Origin of the sequence: Allokutzneria multivorans (genome assembly GCF_039537405.1) — a bacterium.
Classification (GTDB): Bacteria; Actinomycetota; Actinomycetes; order Mycobacteriales; family Pseudonocardiaceae; genus Allokutzneria; species Allokutzneria multivorans.
In genome coordinates this window covers 90922-107499 of the sequence record NZ_BAABAL010000005.1, presented here as the reverse complement: position 1 = coordinate 107499, position 16578 = coordinate 90922, and the positions used below count along the sequence as shown (strand labels likewise).

General features: G+C 70.9%; 18 protein-coding genes. 1 reads left to right on the top strand and 17 read right to left on the bottom strand.

Going from position 1 to position 16578, the window contains the following annotated elements; all coding sequences use genetic code 11:
- Positions 1-4: 4 nt before the first annotated feature.
- The 10 genes from ABD798_RS04355 to ABD798_RS04310 form a co-directional block, all read right to left on the bottom strand.
- The gene (locus tag ABD798_RS04355; protein ID WP_344871199.1) at positions 5-805 is read right to left on the bottom strand and encodes an ESX secretion-associated protein EspG; all 801 of its coding nucleotides are present in this window, start codon (positions 803-805) and stop codon (positions 5-7) included.
- On the bottom strand, positions 802-1854 hold the full coding sequence (locus tag ABD798_RS04350) for a PPE domain-containing protein (RefSeq protein ID WP_344871197.1): 1053 nt from the start codon (positions 1852-1854) through the stop codon (positions 802-804). The genes ABD798_RS04355 and ABD798_RS04350 overlap by 4 nt, the downstream gene beginning before the upstream one ends.
- Before the next feature lie 32 nt (positions 1855-1886).
- Positions 1887-2333, bottom strand: a complete 447-nt coding sequence (locus tag ABD798_RS04345; RefSeq protein WP_344871196.1) for a transcriptional regulator — start codon at positions 2331-2333, stop codon at positions 1887-1889.
- An 81-nt stretch (positions 2334-2414) separates the two neighbouring features.
- A complete protein-coding gene (locus tag ABD798_RS04340) occupies positions 2415-2996 on the bottom strand; it encodes a DUF3558 domain-containing protein (RefSeq protein ID WP_344871195.1) in 582 nt (193 codons plus the stop codon).
- Positions 2997-3017: 21 nt separating this feature from the next.
- A complete protein-coding gene (locus tag ABD798_RS04335) occupies positions 3018-3557 on the bottom strand; it encodes a GNAT family N-acetyltransferase (RefSeq protein WP_344871194.1) in 540 nt (179 codons plus the stop codon).
- A 4-nt stretch (positions 3558-3561) separates the two neighbouring features.
- The gene (locus tag ABD798_RS04330) at positions 3562-4143 is read right to left on the bottom strand and encodes a DUF1707 SHOCT-like domain-containing protein (protein ID WP_344871192.1); all 582 of its coding nucleotides are present in this window, start codon (positions 4141-4143) and stop codon (positions 3562-3564) included.
- A gap of 34 nt (positions 4144-4177) precedes the next feature.
- Positions 4178-4621, bottom strand: a complete 444-nt coding sequence (locus ABD798_RS04325) for a DUF1707 SHOCT-like domain-containing protein (protein ID WP_344871189.1) — start codon at positions 4619-4621, stop codon at positions 4178-4180.
- The gene (locus tag ABD798_RS04320; protein WP_344871187.1) at positions 4614-5090 is read right to left on the bottom strand and encodes a DUF1707 SHOCT-like domain-containing protein; all 477 of its coding nucleotides are present in this window, start codon (positions 5088-5090) and stop codon (positions 4614-4616) included. The genes ABD798_RS04325 and ABD798_RS04320 overlap by 8 nt, the downstream gene beginning before the upstream one ends.
- 70 nt (positions 5091-5160) lie before the next feature.
- Complete coding sequence (locus tag ABD798_RS04315; RefSeq protein ID WP_344871185.1) at positions 5161-6078, bottom strand: HAD-IA family hydrolase; 918 nt, start codon at positions 6076-6078, stop codon at positions 5161-5163.
- Positions 6060-7847, bottom strand: coding sequence for an acetyl/propionyl/methylcrotonyl-CoA carboxylase subunit alpha (locus ABD798_RS04310; RefSeq protein ID WP_344871183.1), 1788 nt, complete (start codon positions 7845-7847; stop codon positions 6060-6062). The genes ABD798_RS04315 and ABD798_RS04310 overlap by 19 nt, the downstream gene beginning before the upstream one ends.
- 155 nt (positions 7848-8002) lie before the next feature.
- Between ABD798_RS04310 and ABD798_RS04305 the strand changes: the two genes are divergently transcribed.
- A complete protein-coding gene (locus ABD798_RS04305) occupies positions 8003-8713 on the top strand; it encodes a hypothetical protein (RefSeq protein WP_344871181.1) in 711 nt (236 codons plus the stop codon).
- Positions 8714-8922: 209 nt separating this feature from the next.
- On the opposite strand, the gene ABD798_RS04300 is transcribed toward ABD798_RS04305, so the two are convergent.
- From ABD798_RS04300 to ABD798_RS04275, 7 genes are all read right to left on the bottom strand, one after another.
- Positions 8923-10194: a dicarboxylate/amino acid:cation symporter gene (locus ABD798_RS04300; protein ID WP_344871179.1), complete on the bottom strand. Its 1272-nt coding sequence runs from the start codon at positions 10192-10194 to the stop codon at positions 8923-8925.
- A 52-nt stretch (positions 10195-10246) separates the two neighbouring features.
- Positions 10247-10327 carry a putative leader peptide gene (locus ABD798_RS37180; protein WP_425549184.1) on the bottom strand — a complete coding sequence of 27 codons (81 nt, stop codon included), beginning with the start codon at positions 10325-10327 and terminating at the stop codon, positions 10247-10249.
- Between the two features lie 39 nt (positions 10328-10366).
- Entirely contained in the window at positions 10367-10999 is a 633-nt protein-coding gene (locus ABD798_RS04295; protein ID WP_344871177.1) for a Maf family protein, read from the bottom strand.
- Positions 11000-11035: 36 nt separating this feature from the next.
- Positions 11036-12535, bottom strand: a complete 1500-nt coding sequence (locus ABD798_RS04290) for a hypothetical protein (protein ID WP_344871176.1) — start codon at positions 12533-12535, stop codon at positions 11036-11038.
- Between the two features lie 77 nt (positions 12536-12612).
- Positions 12613-14514, bottom strand: coding sequence for a Xaa-Pro dipeptidyl-peptidase (locus tag ABD798_RS04285; RefSeq protein ID WP_425549158.1), 1902 nt, complete (start codon positions 14512-14514; stop codon positions 12613-12615).
- 107 nt (positions 14515-14621) lie between these two features.
- On the bottom strand, positions 14622-14870 hold the full coding sequence (locus tag ABD798_RS04280; RefSeq protein WP_425549157.1) for an acyl-CoA carboxylase subunit epsilon: 249 nt from the start codon (positions 14868-14870) through the stop codon (positions 14622-14624).
- Positions 14867-16507: an acyl-CoA carboxylase subunit beta gene (locus ABD798_RS04275; RefSeq protein ID WP_344871175.1), complete on the bottom strand. Its 1641-nt coding sequence runs from the start codon at positions 16505-16507 to the stop codon at positions 14867-14869. Before ABD798_RS04275 ends, ABD798_RS04280 begins: the two co-directional genes overlap by 4 nt.
- Between the last annotated feature and the right edge of the window lie 71 nt (positions 16508-16578).

Genomic DNA, 16578 nt, shown 5'->3' with positions numbered 1-16578 from the left:
GTTGCTACAGATCGGGATCTGTCAGTTCGGCGAGCAGTTCGTCCAGGTGCTGGGTGAGCCTGCGGACGTCGGCGGGCGAGATGGTGCTCCACGGAACACCGCTCGGCGAGGTGCTGCGCGTCTGGAGGTAGCGCCCGGCCGGGGTGTCGAAGAAGGCGATCACGCGGTCCGCGCGGAGCCGCTTGCCGCGCGACTCCCTTGCCGCTACACCGAACTGGCCGCGATGACCGACTTCACTGACCACAGTGGACAGTGCGTTGGCGTCCTCCGCGCGCACTCCGTACTGGCGCAGTGCGGCTTCGAGCGCCTCGACGGAATTGCCCGCCTGCGCCGCCGCCGCGTCCAGGTCGGAGCTGGGCAGCGTGATCGACCGCCCGGTCCCTGCGGGCAGCGTCGGCAGTACGGACAACGCCGTGCGGGGGAGCCCGAAATCCGCGGTCTGGCGCAGCCGCAACTGAGAACCTTCAAGCACCGCAAGCACTCCGTCGCCGTCCCGGGCCGCGGCGAGCACGCGAACGCTGTGCCCGAGCCAGACCCGGCCGTCGACCTCGCGGTCGGGCAGCGCGAGCACCTCCAGCATCCGCTCCAGTTCGGCGTCCAACCGGATCGGCCTGCCCAGGCCCCGCGCGCCGATGCCGTCCCACACGGCGTGCTCCAGCTCCGCGCGCTCCTGGTGCGTCTTGCCCGGCGAGGGAACCCTGATCACCAGCGGCATCTCCGGCAGGCCCAGGTGGTTCCAGAGGACGTCGAACTCCACCGGGGAGAGCACGACCTCCCTGGAAGGGGCCTCGCCGAAGAGGGTCACGACTCGCCGATCACCGGTGGGGCGACGAGGAAGGAGTCACCGAAGACGTCCTCGGTCTCGACCAGGTAGTCGGCGCGGCGGTGCTCGCGGTCCTCCTCGCGCCGAGCGGAGACCCCGGCCAGCGCGCTGCCGGACTGCACCTGCTCGACGCCGATCACGCTGTGGGTGCTGGGCGGCGGAGCCTGCGGTGTGGGCAGCGAGACCGCGGAGGCCTGCGTGACCACGCCCAACGGCGCCGAAGGCGGAGCGGCGGAAGGCGAAGGGACACCGGGCAGCACGGCGGCGGGCCGCACACCCGGCGGCGGACCGGTGTGCGTGACGGTCGGCGCCACCACGCGCGGGCCGGGCGTGATCTGCTTCGCGGCCTGCGAGCCGGTGACCGGGCGCGCGGGCTGGGCGGCGCCACCACGGCTGCCCGGAGTGCGCTGCGTGGGCAGCGAGCCGCCCTTCGGCTGCGTGACCGGTCGGCCGTGCCCGTGCACGGGGGCGCCTTCGACGCGCGGGTTCATCGGCTCGACGGTGAGCTGCGGCGGCTGGGTGAACTGCCCGAGCGTGCTGACGTTGCTGGTCGTCTTGGTCTGGTAGGCCGACATGACCTCGACGGCTTGGTGGTGCGCCTCCGAGCGCGCGGCCTCCTGGACCTCGTAGTCGGTCTGCCCGCCGAAGAGGTGCACCAGCCCGGTCACGATCGCGCCAGGCTCCTCGGCGCTCACCTTGACCGGCTGCGGCATGTCGGCGCGCGCCTTGCCGATGTGCTCGGCCTGCCGCTCGGCGGACAGGCGCATGACCTCGGCGCCCGCTTTGGCCTCGCGCGCCCACTGCACGAGCGGGTTGAGCTTGCCCTGCGCGGTGTCGGCGGCCCTGCCCTCCCAGGACGAGCCGCCCCTGGCGAGCGCGGTCTTGATGTCGGAGTCGATGTCGTCGAGCGCCTTGGACATCTCCGACCAGCGCCGGATCGAGGCCGCGGACGCGGCGGGGCCGGGCCCGCTGTGCAGCTGCCGGTACAGCTCCTCGTGCGAGTAGCCCAGCCAGCGGTGGTCGGCGTTCATCTCTTCGCCTCCTGCGAGCGCGGAAGTCGGCCTCAGCAGCCGGACTGCTTGCCGTCCATCAGGTCCCGGTTGCCGCTCTCCATGCGCCGGTAGCCGCGTTCGATCTGCTCCAGCGCGCTCACGGCGTTGTTCAGCTGCTGCTGGTAGCCCTCCAGGGCGCCCAGCGCGGCCTCGCCGCTGTCCACGGAGCGGTCGTTGAAGCGCTCGGCGGCCTCGGCGCTGACGGGGTCACCGGCCCACGGGCGGATGCGCAGGTCGGAGCGGGCCTGGCCGACCTCGGGGGTGAGCCGGTCCAGCGCGCGCTGGAAGGCCTTGCGCATGGTCGGGATCGCGGCCTTCTCGACCTTCATCCGCTGCCCGGAACCACCGGAGACCGCCTCGGAGTCGGCCAGCTGGCGGGACAGGTCGCCCTTCGGGGCGTTGGAGAACGGCACGGTGCACTCCCGGTCCCTGCGCGCGGACGTACTTGCCGGGGTCACTGTAGCGACTGTCCGTGATCACGTGGAACGGTTCCCGTGACGAACCCCGGACCGGGCTAGTCGCTCACCGCACCCGGTCACTCACTTTGCGCTGATCAGGGTGCGCACGGCGGCTTGGGCAACCTCCTGAGCGCGGGAGCACATTTGCTCCAGCGACGGTGGGTGAGCACTGCCCGCGTTGCCGAACTGGACGTCCAGGAACTGCCCGGCCGCGACGTCCACGTCGACGTTGCAGAAGCCGGTCTGCGCGGCGGTGCGCACCACGACCGCCGGGAACTCGCCGATCTGGGTCTGGGTCACGTCGGCCTGCGCGGTCTCGTCGAGCCACACCTCCACGCCCTGGATGAGCACAAGGCCGATGCGCACGGAGAGCGCGCGGGTGCTGTCGCGGAAGTCGCAGACCTTGGCCTCGCCCATGTTCGGGTTGGTGCCCGGCTGGGGCGGGCGGTCCATGCCGAGGTCCTTGCGCTGTGCGGCGGTCAGCAGCTTGCACGGGTCGGCGCGGTCGAGCTTGACCTCGCGCGGGCGCGGCGGCAGCGAGATCGGCGCCGTCGTCGGCAGCGGCTCGTCCACCCGGGTCCGCTTCGGCTTCGCGTTGTCCGCAGGAGCCGCCGTGCACCCCGCGACGAGCAGGATCGCGATGAGGACTCCGAGTGCGCGCATGCGGCGTACGGTAGCGACGCCCTACAGGCGCAGCCGCCAGACCACCAGCGGCGCGGGCCGGCCGTCGACCTCGGTCTGCCCGGGGAGCTGGCCGAGCAGGGTGAAGCCGCACTTGAGCGCGACCCGGGCGGAGGCCGTGTTGCCCTCGGCGTGGGCGTAGCGAACCTCCTTGAGGTCCAGCGCCCCGAAACCGAAGCGCAGCGCGGCGCCGATCGCCTCGGTCACGATGCCCCTGCCCCTGACCAGCGGGTGCGTCCAGCACGCCACCTCGGCGGTACCCGCGTCCAGGTCGAGGTTCTTCAGCCCGACCTCGCCGAGCAGTTCGCCCGTCGTGGGTTCCGCGACCGCCCACGAGCATCGCTCGTCATCGGCCCACTCTCGGGTGCGCAGTGCGACGTAGCGCCCGGCGGCCTCCAGGTCGGGCACGCTGTAGTGGTAGATCCAGCGGCGCATCGCCTCGTCGGCGAACGCGCTCACCAGCGCGGGCCGATCGTCCAGGCGGTCGTCGGCGCGCAGTGCTCGCAGGTAGTGGTTGCCCGCGTTGATCTCGATCGGCTCCACGCGCTCAGCCCTCGTCGTTGGAGCGCCGCCGCTCACGGTGCAGGTCGCGGACTTCACGGTGGTGGTTCTGGATCTCGCGCCGCATGTCCTCGTGCATCTCGCGGTGCTTGAGCTGCCTCTTGAGGTGCTTGCGCCGCTGCTTCGCGCGCTCCTCCGGGTTGTTCCAGTGCGGCCCCCAGACGGCGCCGAGGAACAGCGACAGCGCGAGCGGGGCCAGGAAGACCATCCACGTGCCGAGCAGGAAGAACAGCGGGACGACCGCGACCCACGACACCGCCATGACACCTGCGGTGATCCGCTGCGCCTTCGACTGGTTCGGCACTTCCAGTTCGTCACCGGAGTCCTCGACGACGGCGGGAACCGCGGCACGGGGAACGAGGCCGCTGAGGTCGGGGTGCGGCTCCGGCAGGTCGGCGAAGACGGCCAGCAGCTCGCCCTGGGTGCGGGCGGTGGTGACCTTCGCCGTGCGCTCGCCGTACTCGTCGACGTCCAGTCGCCCGGCGGTGAAGTGCTTTCCGAGGGCTTGGACGGCGGCTTCCCGTTCCGTGTCACCGACGCGGAGCAGGGAGGGATCGAGTTCGCTCACAAGAATGAATGGTAGGCGCGTCCACGGGCGCCGGTCAGCCTCCGCCGAACAACAACAGCAACACGACGCCGACCACGACGAGGCCGATCACGAACGAGCTGGAGCCGAAGGTGCCGAGGATGGTGACCACGACGCCGAGCACGATGATCGGCACCGTGACCGCGGCGATCATCCACGTGCTGGGGCCGCGTTTGGCCGGAGGTGGGTGCTCGATCCTCGGCGCGTAGGACACCGGCGGGGGCGGCGGGGTGTGCACGTCCACCGCCCTCGGCACCCCGAACGCGGGGTGCGGAGCGGGCAGATCGGTGAAGAGCCGGATCAGGTCGCCCTGGGTGCGGGCGCCCGCCGCCTGGGTCGCGCGGTCCCCGTACTCCTCCGGGGTCAGCCTGCCCGCGGTCAGGTGCTCGTTGAGCAACCGCTGCGCGTCCGCGCGCTCGACGTCGCCGATCCGGATGTCCGGGGAGGAAGAGTCACCCACCCTGCTGATCGTAAGGGCGGGAGGGACCCGGCCGCAGCATGCGCACCAGTCCGAGCGCGACGAAGAGCATCGAGGACAGCACCCCGACGAGCGCGACGAGCTGGAACAGCCCGCGCGCCGACAGCCCGGTGAGCACCGTCAGCCCGAACGCGCCGACGCAGCCCGTCATGAACACGGCGGCGGAGATCACCAGTGCCTGGATCGGCGGGCTCAGCTGAGCGCTCGCCATGCGCTGCGGCGGCTGCTGGGGGGCGAAGGAGATCGGTGCTGGGCTGCGGTGGTGCCCGGGGAGGTCGGCGAACAGCGGCAGCAGGTCGGCGGCGAACCTCGCGGTACCGGCGAGCGCGGCGCGCTCCCCGTACTCCTCCGAGCTCAGGCGGCCCGCCTCCAGGTGCTCGCCGAGCATCCGTTGCGCTTCCGCCCGCTCGGTGTCGCCGATGCGGGTCTGCGGGTCCAGCGGCTGCGTCATGCGCACGACGCTAGCCAGCGCCGGACCCGGCGCCCCTCGGCCGATCGGCCAGTACCCCTCGTCCGGGTGGTCAGCCCGCGTCGGTGACGAAGCCGTCGCGCAGCTCGGCCAGCTCGTCCAGCTCGTCCTTCGAGCAGACCGCGGGCAGGCCCTCCGGAGTGGTCTCGACCAGGATCACCCAATCCGCGTCCTCGGCGTCGTCCTCGCCGGCCAGCAGCTGCTTGTGCACGGTGCAGGGCGCCCAGCCCTCGCGGAGCAGCTGGTCGGCGACGTCCTCCGCGTCCTCCCTGTCGTTCAGCACGACGAGCAAAGGAGACTCTTCGTCCACAGTGGACTCCCCTGGGTGTGGTCCGGTGTCGAGCAGGCCGCGTGAGTTCAGCGCCTCCCGCAGCGAGGTCGTCGTCGGCACGTGCACGGCGTCGATGCCGAGCGCGGTGGCCGCCTTGACGTTCTCGGCCGCGTCGTCGCAGAACAGCGTCGCAGACGGGGAGTGCTGGAGCACGCGAAGCGCGCGGCGGTAGGACTCGGGGTCCGGCTTCGCCCTGCCGATGCGCGCCGACGAGACCACCGCGTCCACTTCGCGGTCCAGGCCGAGCGAGCGGAGATCGGCTTCCAGACGGCTCGTCGCGTTGGTCAGCAGCGCCACCCTGCACCCGCCCGCGCGGACCCGGCGGACCAGCTCCAGCGCCTCGGGGACGACCTCGCCGGGCCGCATGAACGCGCGCATCGCGGCTCCGGCCCGCGCACTGTCCACAGTGGAGTGATCGGCGGCGAGCCGGTCGCGTGCCGCCGCCCACCACTGCTCGGCGTCGATGCGGCCCACGATCGCGGGGCCCAGCACGTCGGCGGCGAAAGCCGCTGCGGCCAGGCTGTCCCTCGGCAGGCCGTGGGCGTCCTCGATGGGTGCTGTGGGACCGAAATCCCGCAGCACCCCGTCCAGGTCGAGCAGCAGCAGGCTGGGGCGCCCGCTCAGTCCTTCACCTCGCACAGCACGACACCCTGCCCGACGGCGTCGCCGGGAGCGGCGGTGAGTCCGGTGACGGTGCCCGCCTTGTGCGCGGTGACCGGGTTCTCCATCTTCATGGCCTCCAGCACCACGAGCAGTTCGCCCGCCTCCACGTGCTGACCGTCCTCGACGGCGACCTTCACGATGGTGCCCTGCATGGGCGCGGTGACCGCGTCGCCGGAAGCGGCTGCCGTCGCCTTGCCGCCAGAACGCTTGCGGGGCTTGGACTTCACGGCAGCGCCACCGCCGTTGCCGCCGCCGATCGCCAGGTCTCCCGGCAGGGTGACCTCCAGGCGCCGGCCACCGACCTCGACCACGACGCTCTGCCGGGGGATGTCGATGTCCTCGGCCGGAGCCGCGCCGCCGAACGGCTCGATCCTGTTGTCGAACTCCGTCTCGATCCACCGGGTGTGCACGGTGAAGTTCTCGGTGAACGCCGCGTCGCGCAGGATCGCGCGGTGGAACGGCAGCACGGTCGCCATGCCCTCCACGACCATCTCGTCCAACGCGCGGCGCGCCCGCTCGATGGCCTGCTCGCGGGTCTCGCCGGTGACGATCAGCTTGGCCAGCAACGAGTCGAACTGCCCGCCGATCACGCTGCCGGACTCCACGCCCGCGTCGACGCGGACGCCGGGGCCGGAGGGCGCGACGAAGGTGGTGACGGTGCCGGGCGCGGGCAGGAAGTTGCGGCCCGCGTCCTCGCCGTTGATCCGGAACTCGATGGAGTGCCCGCGCGGCGCCGGGTCCTCGGTGAAGCGCAGCTTCTCTCCGGCGGCGATGCGGAACTGCTCGCGCACGAGGTCGATGCCGGTGGTCTCCTCGCTGACCGGGTGCTCCACCTGGAGGCGGGTGTTGACCTCCAGGAAGGAGATCGTGCCGTCGAGGCCGACGAGGAACTCCACCGTGCCCGCGCCGTGGTAGCCCGCCTCAGCGCAGATCGCGCGGGCGGCCTCGTGGATGTCGCGGTGCTGCTCCTCGCTGAGGAACGGCGCAGGGGCCTCCTCGACCAGCTTCTGGTGCCTGCGCTGCAACGAGCAGTCGCGCGTGCCGACCACGATCACGGTGCCGTGCTGGTCGGCGAGCACCTGCGCCTCGACGTGGCGCGGCTTGTCCAGGTAGCGCTCGACGAAGCACTCGCCCCTGCCGAAGGCGGCGACGGCCTCGCGGACCGCGCTGTCGAACAGCTCCGGGATCTCCTCCATGGTGCGGGCGACCTTCAGGCCGCGTCCGCCGCCGCCGAACGCGGCCTTGATCGCGATCGGCAGGCCGTGCTCGGAGGCGAAGGCGGTGATCTCGTCGGGGCCGCTGACCGGCTCCTTGGTCCCGGGCACCAGCGGGGCGCCCGCGCGCATCGCGATGTGCCGCGCGGTGACCTTGTCGCCGAGGTCGCGGATCGCCTGCGGGGTCGGCCCGATCCAGGTCAGGTCCGCGTCGATCACGGCCTGGGCGAAGTCGGCGTTCTCGGAGAGGAAGCCGTAGCCGGGGTGCACGGCGTCGGCGCCCGCGCGCTTGGCGACGTCGAGCAGCTTGTCCACGCTGAGGTAGGACTCGGCGGCGGTGCTCCCGCCCAGCGCGAACGCCTCGTCGGCGAGCCGGGCGAAGGGCGCGTCGCGGTCGGGGTCGGCGTAGACGGCCACGCTGGCCAGTCCCGCGTCCCGGCAGGCCCTGATCACCCGTACCGCGATCTCACCGCGGTTGGCGACGAGCACCTTCGTGATGGCCCTGCCCTGCGTGTCGCTGCGCACTGGCACCGCACCTCCTCGTGACGACGCGTCGGTCAACAGACTCGCGCGTCGGCGAGTCTAGGGTCCAGGTGAGGGGGGCTACTGGAGAGCAACCTCACGTGTCGCGCAGACGTCGTTGCAGTTGCCGTTCCCGGGCGGTAACCATTCAGGCGAAGGGTGGTGTGCGAGAGGTGTCGTCCGCGCCGAAGTCGGTCGTCGTGACCATGTGGGCCAGCGCGGTGGTCACCGTCGCCGCCCTCATCGCCGTCGCCTCCCTCCGAGGAACCCCCGAAGGCGGCACTCCGCCGGGTGCCGGGCCCGCCACCTCCACCACCGCGCCCGCGCCCCAGGGCCAGCTCTACTGCAACACCGGCCCGTGCAAGGTGCTGGCCTCGCAGCGCGTCGAGGGCGACCAGGTGGAGCTGCTGACCGACAAGAACGGCGGCAACGGGCGCATCCGCGTCGGCAGGGACAACGCGCACAGCATCTTCGAGGTCACCATCGGCCAGTACTCGGCGCGGCTGACCCCTCAGTCGCTCAGCTGCGTGCAGGGCCGCCTCGCGGTCTGCCTGGTCTCCGGTGAGGCGGGGGACACCGTCACCGGCGAGCTGTTCGTGCGCGGTCCGGAGTCGTGGGAGCGGGCGCAGTCGGCCTACGTGGCCACGGCGGGCCTGATGAACCTGCACGACGTGGACGGCAACGGGGTCGCCGAGCTGGTCACCGCGCAGAGCTCCTGCGGCAGCGGGGCCACCTACTGCGAGTCGTACTTCCTCGAGGTCTGGTCGACCGAGACGGAGCAGATGGGCTGCACCGCCCCGGTCAGCAGGCTCGACCGGCTTCCCGGCTACCCCTCAGCACTCGCGCCCGCGAAGTCCGCGCTGCGCAAGTGCTGAGGGAGTTCGGACAGGATCACCGCTGCCCTGACCGGCCTGGGTTCCGGCAAGGGTTTCCACGACCTGCACTGGGAGCCCTCGTTCGTCATGAGCATGGACTGCTTCATCTGCGAGCGCGTGGGTGCGGCTGAACCTCGGCTACCCCTGCCCGCGGCGCTCGCCGCGAGCACCGAGGCCCCCGCGATCCGGCTGCTCGCCTGAGCTTCCGGTCAGGCCGGGACGAGCGCGCTGTCGGAGCGCTTGGCGTTGTAGACCTCGTCGTCCAGGGTGCCCTCGCTGCGCGCCACCAGGACCGGGACGACCATCTGGCCCGCCACGTTCGTCGCGGTGCGCATCATGTCCAGGATCGGGTCGATCGCCAGCAGCAGACCGACTCCGGCCAGCGGCAGACCCACGGTGGACAGGGTGAGCGTGAGCATCACCGTGGCGCCGGTGAGCCCGGCGGTCGCGGCCGAGCCGACCACGGACACGAACGCGATCAGCACGTAGTCCCACAGCGACAGCGGGACGCCGAACACCTGGGAGACGAAGATCGCCGCGATGGCCGGGTAGACCGCGGCGCAGCCGTCCATCTTCGTGCTCGCGCCGAAGGGCACCGCGAAGCTCGCGTACTCCTTGGGAACGCCGAGGTTGTCGATGGTGGTGCGCTGCGTCAGCGGGAGCGTGCCGATCGAGGAGCGCGACACGAACGCCAGCTGGATCGCGGGCCAGGCGTTGGCGAAGAACTTCGCCGGGCTGACCTTGCCGACCGTGCGCAGCAGCACCGGGTAGACCACGAACAGCACCACGGCGCACGCAACGTAGACGGCGATGGTGAACGTCGCGAGCGGGCGGAGCACGTCGAAGCCGTACTGCGACGCGGCCTTGCCGATCAGGCCGAGCGTGCCGAGCGGGGCGAGCCGGATGACCCACCACAGCGCCTTCTGCACGACCTCCAGCAGCGAGCGGTTGAACGCGACGAACGGCTCCGCCTTCTCGCCGACCTTGTACGCGGCGATGCCGATCACCACGGCCAGGAAGACGATCTGCAGGACCTTGCCGTTGGAGGTGAACGCGTCCACCGGGTTGCTGGGGATGATCCCCTTGAGGAAGTCCAGCCAGCTGCCCTGCGACTTGGGCTTGTAGTTGGGGTCCGGCGTCAGGCCGACGCCCTGGCCGGGGTTGGTGATCAGCCCGGTCGCGATGCCGACGAGCACCGCGATCAGCGAGGTGATGCCGAACCACAGCAGGGTCTTGCCGGTGAGCCTGGCGACCGTGCCGGGGCCGCCGCTGATGGAGCGGAGGTTGGCGATGCTCACCACGATCGCGGTGAACACCAGCGGCACCACGGCGAGCATGAGCAGCTGCACGAAGGTGCCGCCGATCGTGCTCAGCGCGGTGCCGAGCCAGGGCAGCTCGCCGACCCTGGCGAGCACGCCCAGCGCGATGCCGAGCACGAGGCCTGCGACGATCTGGACCCAGAAGGGGATCTTCTTGAGCACGGGAGGGTTCCTCGGCTTCTTCGAGGGGGAGTGGGTTCGGGGTCGGGGCGGGTCAGCCCGGACAGAGCGAACTCGCCTGCCGTCGCAGATCGACGTGCAGGCGCCTGGTGAGAAGAAGCCGAGGAGTCTTCATTTCGCCCTCAACTAACCATCGGTGGGGCCAGGCGCTTCCCTAGTCCCGCCAAAGTGTGACCACACCCACTCCGACCTGCGCAAGGAGCTTCCGGGTGAGGGGAAGGCTGATGCCGATGACGCTCGACGGGTCGCCGTCCACGCCCTCCACGAACCAACCGCCGAGCCCGTCCAGCGTGAAGCCGCCCGCGACCGCCAGCGGCTCCTGCGTCGCCAGGTAGGCCTCCAGCTCGTCGTCGGTGATGTCGGCGAAGCGGACCGTCGTGGACGCCGAGCCCTTGGCGCGCGCGACCAGCTCGCCGTCGCGGAACAGCGCCACCGCGTGCCCGGTCAGCAGGTCGCCGGAGCCGCCCGCCATGTGCTTCCAGCGCTCGCGCGCCACTTCGGCGGTGCCCGGTTTGCCCACCACCTCCGGCCCGTCGCCGAAGTCCATCAGCAGCATCGAGTCGCAGGCGACGACCACGCTGTCCGGGAACTCGGCCGCGACGGCGCCGAGCACCGCCTCCGCCTTGGCTTCGGCGAGCGCCACCACCAGGTCGGTCGGGGAGGCGTCGCCGAGTGCCGCGGTGACGGCGTCCTCGTCGACTCCGGAGACGCGGACGATCGGGTCGATCCCGGCGGCGCCGAGCACGGCGCGGCGGGCGGGAGAGGCTGAGGCAAGCACGAATCGCACGACCCGCGAGGGTAGCCGCACCGCCCGGCGGGTGCGTCAGGACGTGAAGTGGCGGGTGATGACCAGTTCGGCGATCCGCTCGACCGCCTTGAGCCGCTCGGCGTCCTTCGGCTGCTCTGCGGAGATGCCGCGCGGTGCGTCGAGAGTTCCGTAGACGCCCACGGTGCCCTTGGCCTCGGCAGAGCCCCGCACGCCCGCGGTGAGCATCAGGCTCGACTCGGACGGCCCGCACGACACGGACGGCTTGCCGGAGAGGGAGACCGTCTGCCGGGCCAGGCCCATCGTGCAGGCCTCGTTCAGCGACGAGTCCGCGTCGACGACCAGCTGCACGTCGAGCGTGAAGTCCTTCGGGCGGCCGACGCACGACTTGCCCTTGCTCGCCAGCACGGGCTCCTGCCCCGTCACCTCGCGCAGCGCCGGCCCGAGCAACGCGCACGCGACGTCGGAGGACTCCGCACCGCGCGCGGCGGTCATGTTCGCCTCGATGCCCTTCGGCGCGGCGATTCCCTTGGCGGCACGGCAATCCCCGGGCTCGACGTAGGTCAGCACCTGGCACGCGCGGTCCGACGACTCGTCCGGCGTGCCCTCGGGGAAGCCCAGCTTCGCGGGGCGCGCGGGTGGCGCCGGTGCCTTCCCCGCGAGCTTCAGGCGGATCTTGTTGGCGGCCTCCACCGAGCGCGGGCACTGCTCGGCCGCGAGCCGCATCCGCTGCACCTCGTAGCCCGGTCGCTCCACGGGAGAACGCTCCTGCGTCCACTCGAGCACGCACGTTAGGCCCGAGATCAGTTGTGTCGCTTCGGTTCCCTGGAGCTGGACGAAGGTGGCGCCCTGAGGGTTGGCGCGCGCGTCGCTCACCGGGTCCGTGCCGGTGGTGGCTTCCAGGGACACCTGGCTCGACGAGATTCCCTCGGTCTTGCAGCTGTCGCGGTTGAGCGCCGGCTCCTCCCGCGACGCCTGCTCGCCGAGCGCGCTCGTCAGCAGATCGCAGAGATCCCAGTGCCCCAACGTGTTCTGCATGACCCGGGTCAAGCCCTCGGGCTTCGCCAGCAACCCGGCCGCCGAGGTCGCGGCGGCCCTCGCGCTCGCGCACCCGCTCTCAACGGCCGCATCGCTCGCGCGTGCTTCCAGTTGCACGGAAACCGTTGCGGAGAGCGGGATGTCGACCTTGCACGAGGTGTCGTCGAAGGTGCTCTTCGACGCGTCGATCCGCTGGTAGGCCGTGAGCCCGCCGACCGTGACCGGTGCGGAGCGCTTGCGCCAGCTGTGGTCGAACGCCGTCCCGACCCTCGCGACGATCCGCGACTTCGCGCCGTCCGCCTCGACGGCGCAGCTGTGCGGCTTCACCGAGAACGCTGTTCCCGGCTGCGCCGCGAGCAGCTTGCACGGGTCTATCTGGGTCGACGCCCACATCGCCGGTGTCTCCGGTATCCCGGCCGAGACTCCTTCCGGCGCCGCGGGTTCACCGGCCACGGTGCTCGTGCACCCGGTCAGCGCGAGTAGGGCCAGGGCGAGAACCGCCGCAGAGGACTTAGCCACGGGGGTGAAGATAGGCCCGCCGTGCACCCTGCGGACGCGGTTCGCGCCGCAGGGCCACGATCGGGTTAACGGTCGGATCAGCGCTCTCCGTTGGGCAGCGCGGTCGGTGCGGGCAGCCCGGATCGGGCTTCGGGTGCCGAGTTCCCGTTCGCCGCGGGCAGTCCGCCGACGAGTGGGAGGTTGAAGGCGGTGCGGCTGAGGTCGACAGTGATCTTGGGCAGCTGCGCCGGGGCGGTGATGTACGAGCTGTCGGTGCCGCCGATGATCACCGCGAGCTGGTGGCCCGCCGGGATCACGTGGTCCAGCGCGGAGAGCCGGAACGTCATCGTGTAGCGCTGTCCCGGCCGCAACGGCGCGCTGCTGCTGAGCGAGGAGTGGTTGCTGAGGTCTGCCCAGCCCCGCGCGAGGACTTCGTGATCGACCTGCTTCGTGGTGGTCGCGGTGTCCTTGTAGCAAGCGTTGTCGCCGTCGCGGTTCTCGCCCCAGCACGACTCGGTGTCGAGCGTCCTGATGCCCTCTTCGCTGCTCCGGTAGTCGCGGATCGTGTTGGGGCCGTAGTGGACCAGCGCGGCGGTCAGGTGTGCGGTCGGCGTCGAGGAGGTGGCTGTGACGGTGACCGAACCGGTGCCGGAGAGCCGCAGCTCCTTGCTCAGCGAGCCGGTGGTGAACAGCACGCGCGAAGGCGAGGAAGCGTTGGGCTGCAACGCCCACGAGTACTCGTCGGTCCGGCCGTTGTCGGTCAGCTGCTCGGTCTTCCCTTCAGCGGCAGGCGCTGTGGCGAGCTTGCCGAGCCCCGCCGTGGTTCCCGGCTGCGGGCGCACCGCGGTGAGCTTGCTCGTCGGCGGCCAGACCTTGTCGGTGGTCCACGTGTCAGGAGCGCGCTCCACGTCCGCCATCGGCTCGGTGTCGATCCCGTTGGCAGCGCCCAGGAGCGTGTGGTCGAACCAGCGGTGCAGCGTGCGCACCCACTCCGCCCTGCGGAAGTCGAAGGGGTCGACGTGCCCGGTCTGGCTGAGCCAGATCTTGCGCTTCACCCCGGCCTTCGCCAGCGCGTCCCACCACTGTCCGAAGTGGAGGGTCATGACGTTCATGTCGCCGAGCCCGTGCACGACGAAGACGCTCGCCTTCACCTTGCTCGCGTCCTTGACGTGGTCGCGCTCGGCCCACATCGAGGTGTAGTCACCGTTGGCGTTGGTTCCCTGGTCCAGTGCGGTCTTCGCGTGGGCGCAGTCGGCACGCCCGCCTTCCTCCACGGTCTTCGCGAGCCCGGAAGGACCGCCGCGCCGCAGCGGCACACCGTCGCCGCGGTAGTAGTCGTACCAGGAGCTGATCGCGCCGATCGGCACGATGGTGCGCAGGCCGTCGACTCCCGTCGCCGCGACGCCGTTGGCGATCGTTCCGTCGTAGGACTTGCCGATCATGCCGACCGCGCCCGTCGACCACGTCGCCGAGACTGCCTTGCCGCCGGTCTTGCTGTCGTAGCCCGTTCCCCGGCCGTTGAGCCAGTCCACGACCGCCTTGGCCGACGTCACGTCCGACCGGCCGCCGACGTCGACGCAGCCCTCGGACCTGTTGGTACCGGCCAGGTCCACGAGCACGACGGAGTACCCGCGCGGCACGAAGTAGTTGTCGTAGAACAGCGGGAAACCGACCGGACGACCGCTGGGGTCGTAGGTCTTGAGCTCGGACTCGTTGCCGCGCCCGCAGCACGAGTAGTACGGGCTCGCGTCCATGATCACCGGGACCTTGGTGGCGGTCTTCGGCCGCACGATGTCCGCGGCCACGCGGTCGCGAACGCCGTCCCGGTCTCCGTCCAGGCCGATGTCCACCCACACCGTCTCGCGCACCGCTTCCGCGAGCGAGTGCACGGGTTGGCTGAGCGTCGCGTCACCGACGACAGGGCGCGCCGTCGCGGGCAACGCCAACGTCGACGCTATGAGCGCCAGAAGTCCGACAACAACGCCGATACGGTTGAGCACAGCCACCTCCGCGTGATGAACGGGCACGACGCTATTCACACGCCACGAGACGCGGCAAGCCCGTTCAACATCAGAAATTCACAGCTGATCGTCGGTTCTTCGTCGGCTCAGAAGCGGTGTCCTGAGGCCCGCCACGCGCTAGGGCCGGGGTGGTGCGGGCGCCGCAGCAGCGACCCCCGTTCCGCCCACAACGAGCGCGGTTCCGGCGCGGGCTCAGGCGCTGACTGGCTCGCCAGCGCGGTGATGACAGCCGCGAGGGCCGCCAGCTCCTCGTCGGTCGGCTCGCCCCGGACCACGCGCAGCAGTGGTTCTCCTGTGCTCATGCTCGACCCCGCGAGCGGATCTTCGGTGCTCACAGCGGGATGTTCCCGTGCTTCTTCGGCGGAAGCGTCTCGCGCTTCTCCTTCAACAGGTTCAGCGCGCGAGCGACGTAGCCGCGGGTGTAGGACGGCGGGATCACCGAGTCCACGTAACCGCGCTCGGCGGCCACGTACGGGTTGCACAGGGTGTCCTCGTACTCCTGCTGGAGCTTGGCGCGCAAGGCATCCACGTCCTCGCCGCGCTCCGCCGCCTGCGCGAGCGTCTTGCGGTGCACGATGTTCGCCGCACCGGAGGCACCCATCACCGCGATCTGCGCGGTCGGCCACGCGAGGTTCACGTCCGCACCGAGGTGCTTGGAGCCCATCACGTCGTAGGCGCCGCCGTAGGCCTTGCGGGTGATCACCGTGACCAGCGGGACGGTGGCCTCGGCGTAGGCGTAGATCAGCTTCGCGCCGCGCCGGATGATGCCGTTCCACTCCTGGTCGGTGCCGGGGAGGAAGCCCGGGACGTCCACGAAGGTCAGCACCGGGATGTTGAAGGCGTCGCAGGTGCGCACGAAGCGCGCGGCCTTCTCGCTGGCGTCGATGTCCAGGCAGCCCGCGAACTGGGTCGGCTGGTTGGCCACGACGCCGACGCTCTGCCCGTCCACCCGGCCGAAGCCGATCAGGATGTTCGGCGCGAACAACGGTTGCACCTCAAGGAACTCGCCGTCATCCAGCACGCGGGTGATGACCTCGTGCATGTCGTAGGGCTGGTTCGCCGAGTCCGGGATGAGCGTGTCCAGCTCGCGGTCCTCATCGGTCAGCGCTTCCGCGATCGAGGTCTCCGTCAGGCCGGGCGCGTCGTAGACCGGCGGCTCGGCGAGGTTGTTCGACGGCAGGTAGCTCAGCAGCGCCTTGACGTAGCCGATCGCGTCGTCCTCGTCGGCGCCCATGTAGTGCGCGTTGCCCGACTTGGTGTTGTGCGTCCGCGCCCCGCCGAGGTCCTCGAAGCCGACGTCCTCACCGGTGACGGTCTTGATCACGTCGGGGCCGGTGATGAACATGTGCGAGGTCTTGTCGACCATCACGGTGAAGTCGGTCAGCGCGGGGGAGTACACGTGCCCGCCCGCGCACGGCCCCATGATCAGCGAGATCTGCGGGATCACGCCGGAGGCCTGGGTGTTGCGGCGGAAGATCTCGCCGTAGAGGCCGAGCGAGACAACGCCCTCCTGGATGCGCGCGCCGCCGCCCTCGTTGATGCCCACGATCGGCCTGCCGGTCTTGAGCGCCAGGTCCATCACCTTGACGATCTTCTCGCCGTACACCTCGCCGAGCGAGCCGCCGAAGATCGTCACGTCCTGGCTGAACACGCACACCGGGCGCCCGTCGACCGTGCCGTAGCCGGTGACCACGCCGTCGCCGTAGGGCCGGTTGCGCTCCTGGCCGAAGTTGATCGAGCGGTGCCGCGCCAGCTCGTCCAGCTCGACGAAGGACCCCGGGTCGAGCAGCTTCTCGATCCGCTCGCGGGCCGTCATCTTGCCTTTGGCGTGCTGCTTCTCCACCGCGCGGGCGGACCCGGCGTGCACGGCCTCGTCGTTGCGGCGGTACAGATCGGCGAGCTTGCCCGCGGTGGTGTGCGTGTCCGGCTCCGCGCTCGGTGCCACGCCGATCGGTTCGGTGGCGCTGCTCATGACCGGTGAGCGTATCCACCGATGCCAGAGGTGGTTACCGATGCGTATCCCACGTCACTCCATCAGCTTTC

Coding starts and splice junctions, on each gene's coding strand:
- ABD798_RS04350 (WP_344871197.1), bottom strand. CDS start 1,854: ATGAACGCCGACCACCGCTGGCTGGGCTACTCGCACGAGGAGCTGTAC.
- ABD798_RS04340 (WP_344871195.1), bottom strand. CDS start 2,996: ATGCGCGCACTCGGAGTCCTCATCGCGATCCTGCTCGTCGCGGGGTGC.
- ABD798_RS04320 (WP_344871187.1), bottom strand. CDS start 5,090: ATGACGCAGCCGCTGGACCCGCAGACCCGCATCGGCGACACCGAGCGG.
- ABD798_RS37180 (WP_425549184.1), bottom strand. CDS start 10,327: ATGAAGACTCCTCGGCTTCTTCTCACCAGGCGCCTGCACGTCGATCTG.
- ABD798_RS04275 (WP_344871175.1), bottom strand. CDS start 16,507: ATGAGCAGCGCCACCGAACCGATCGGCGTGGCACCGAGCGCGGAGCCG.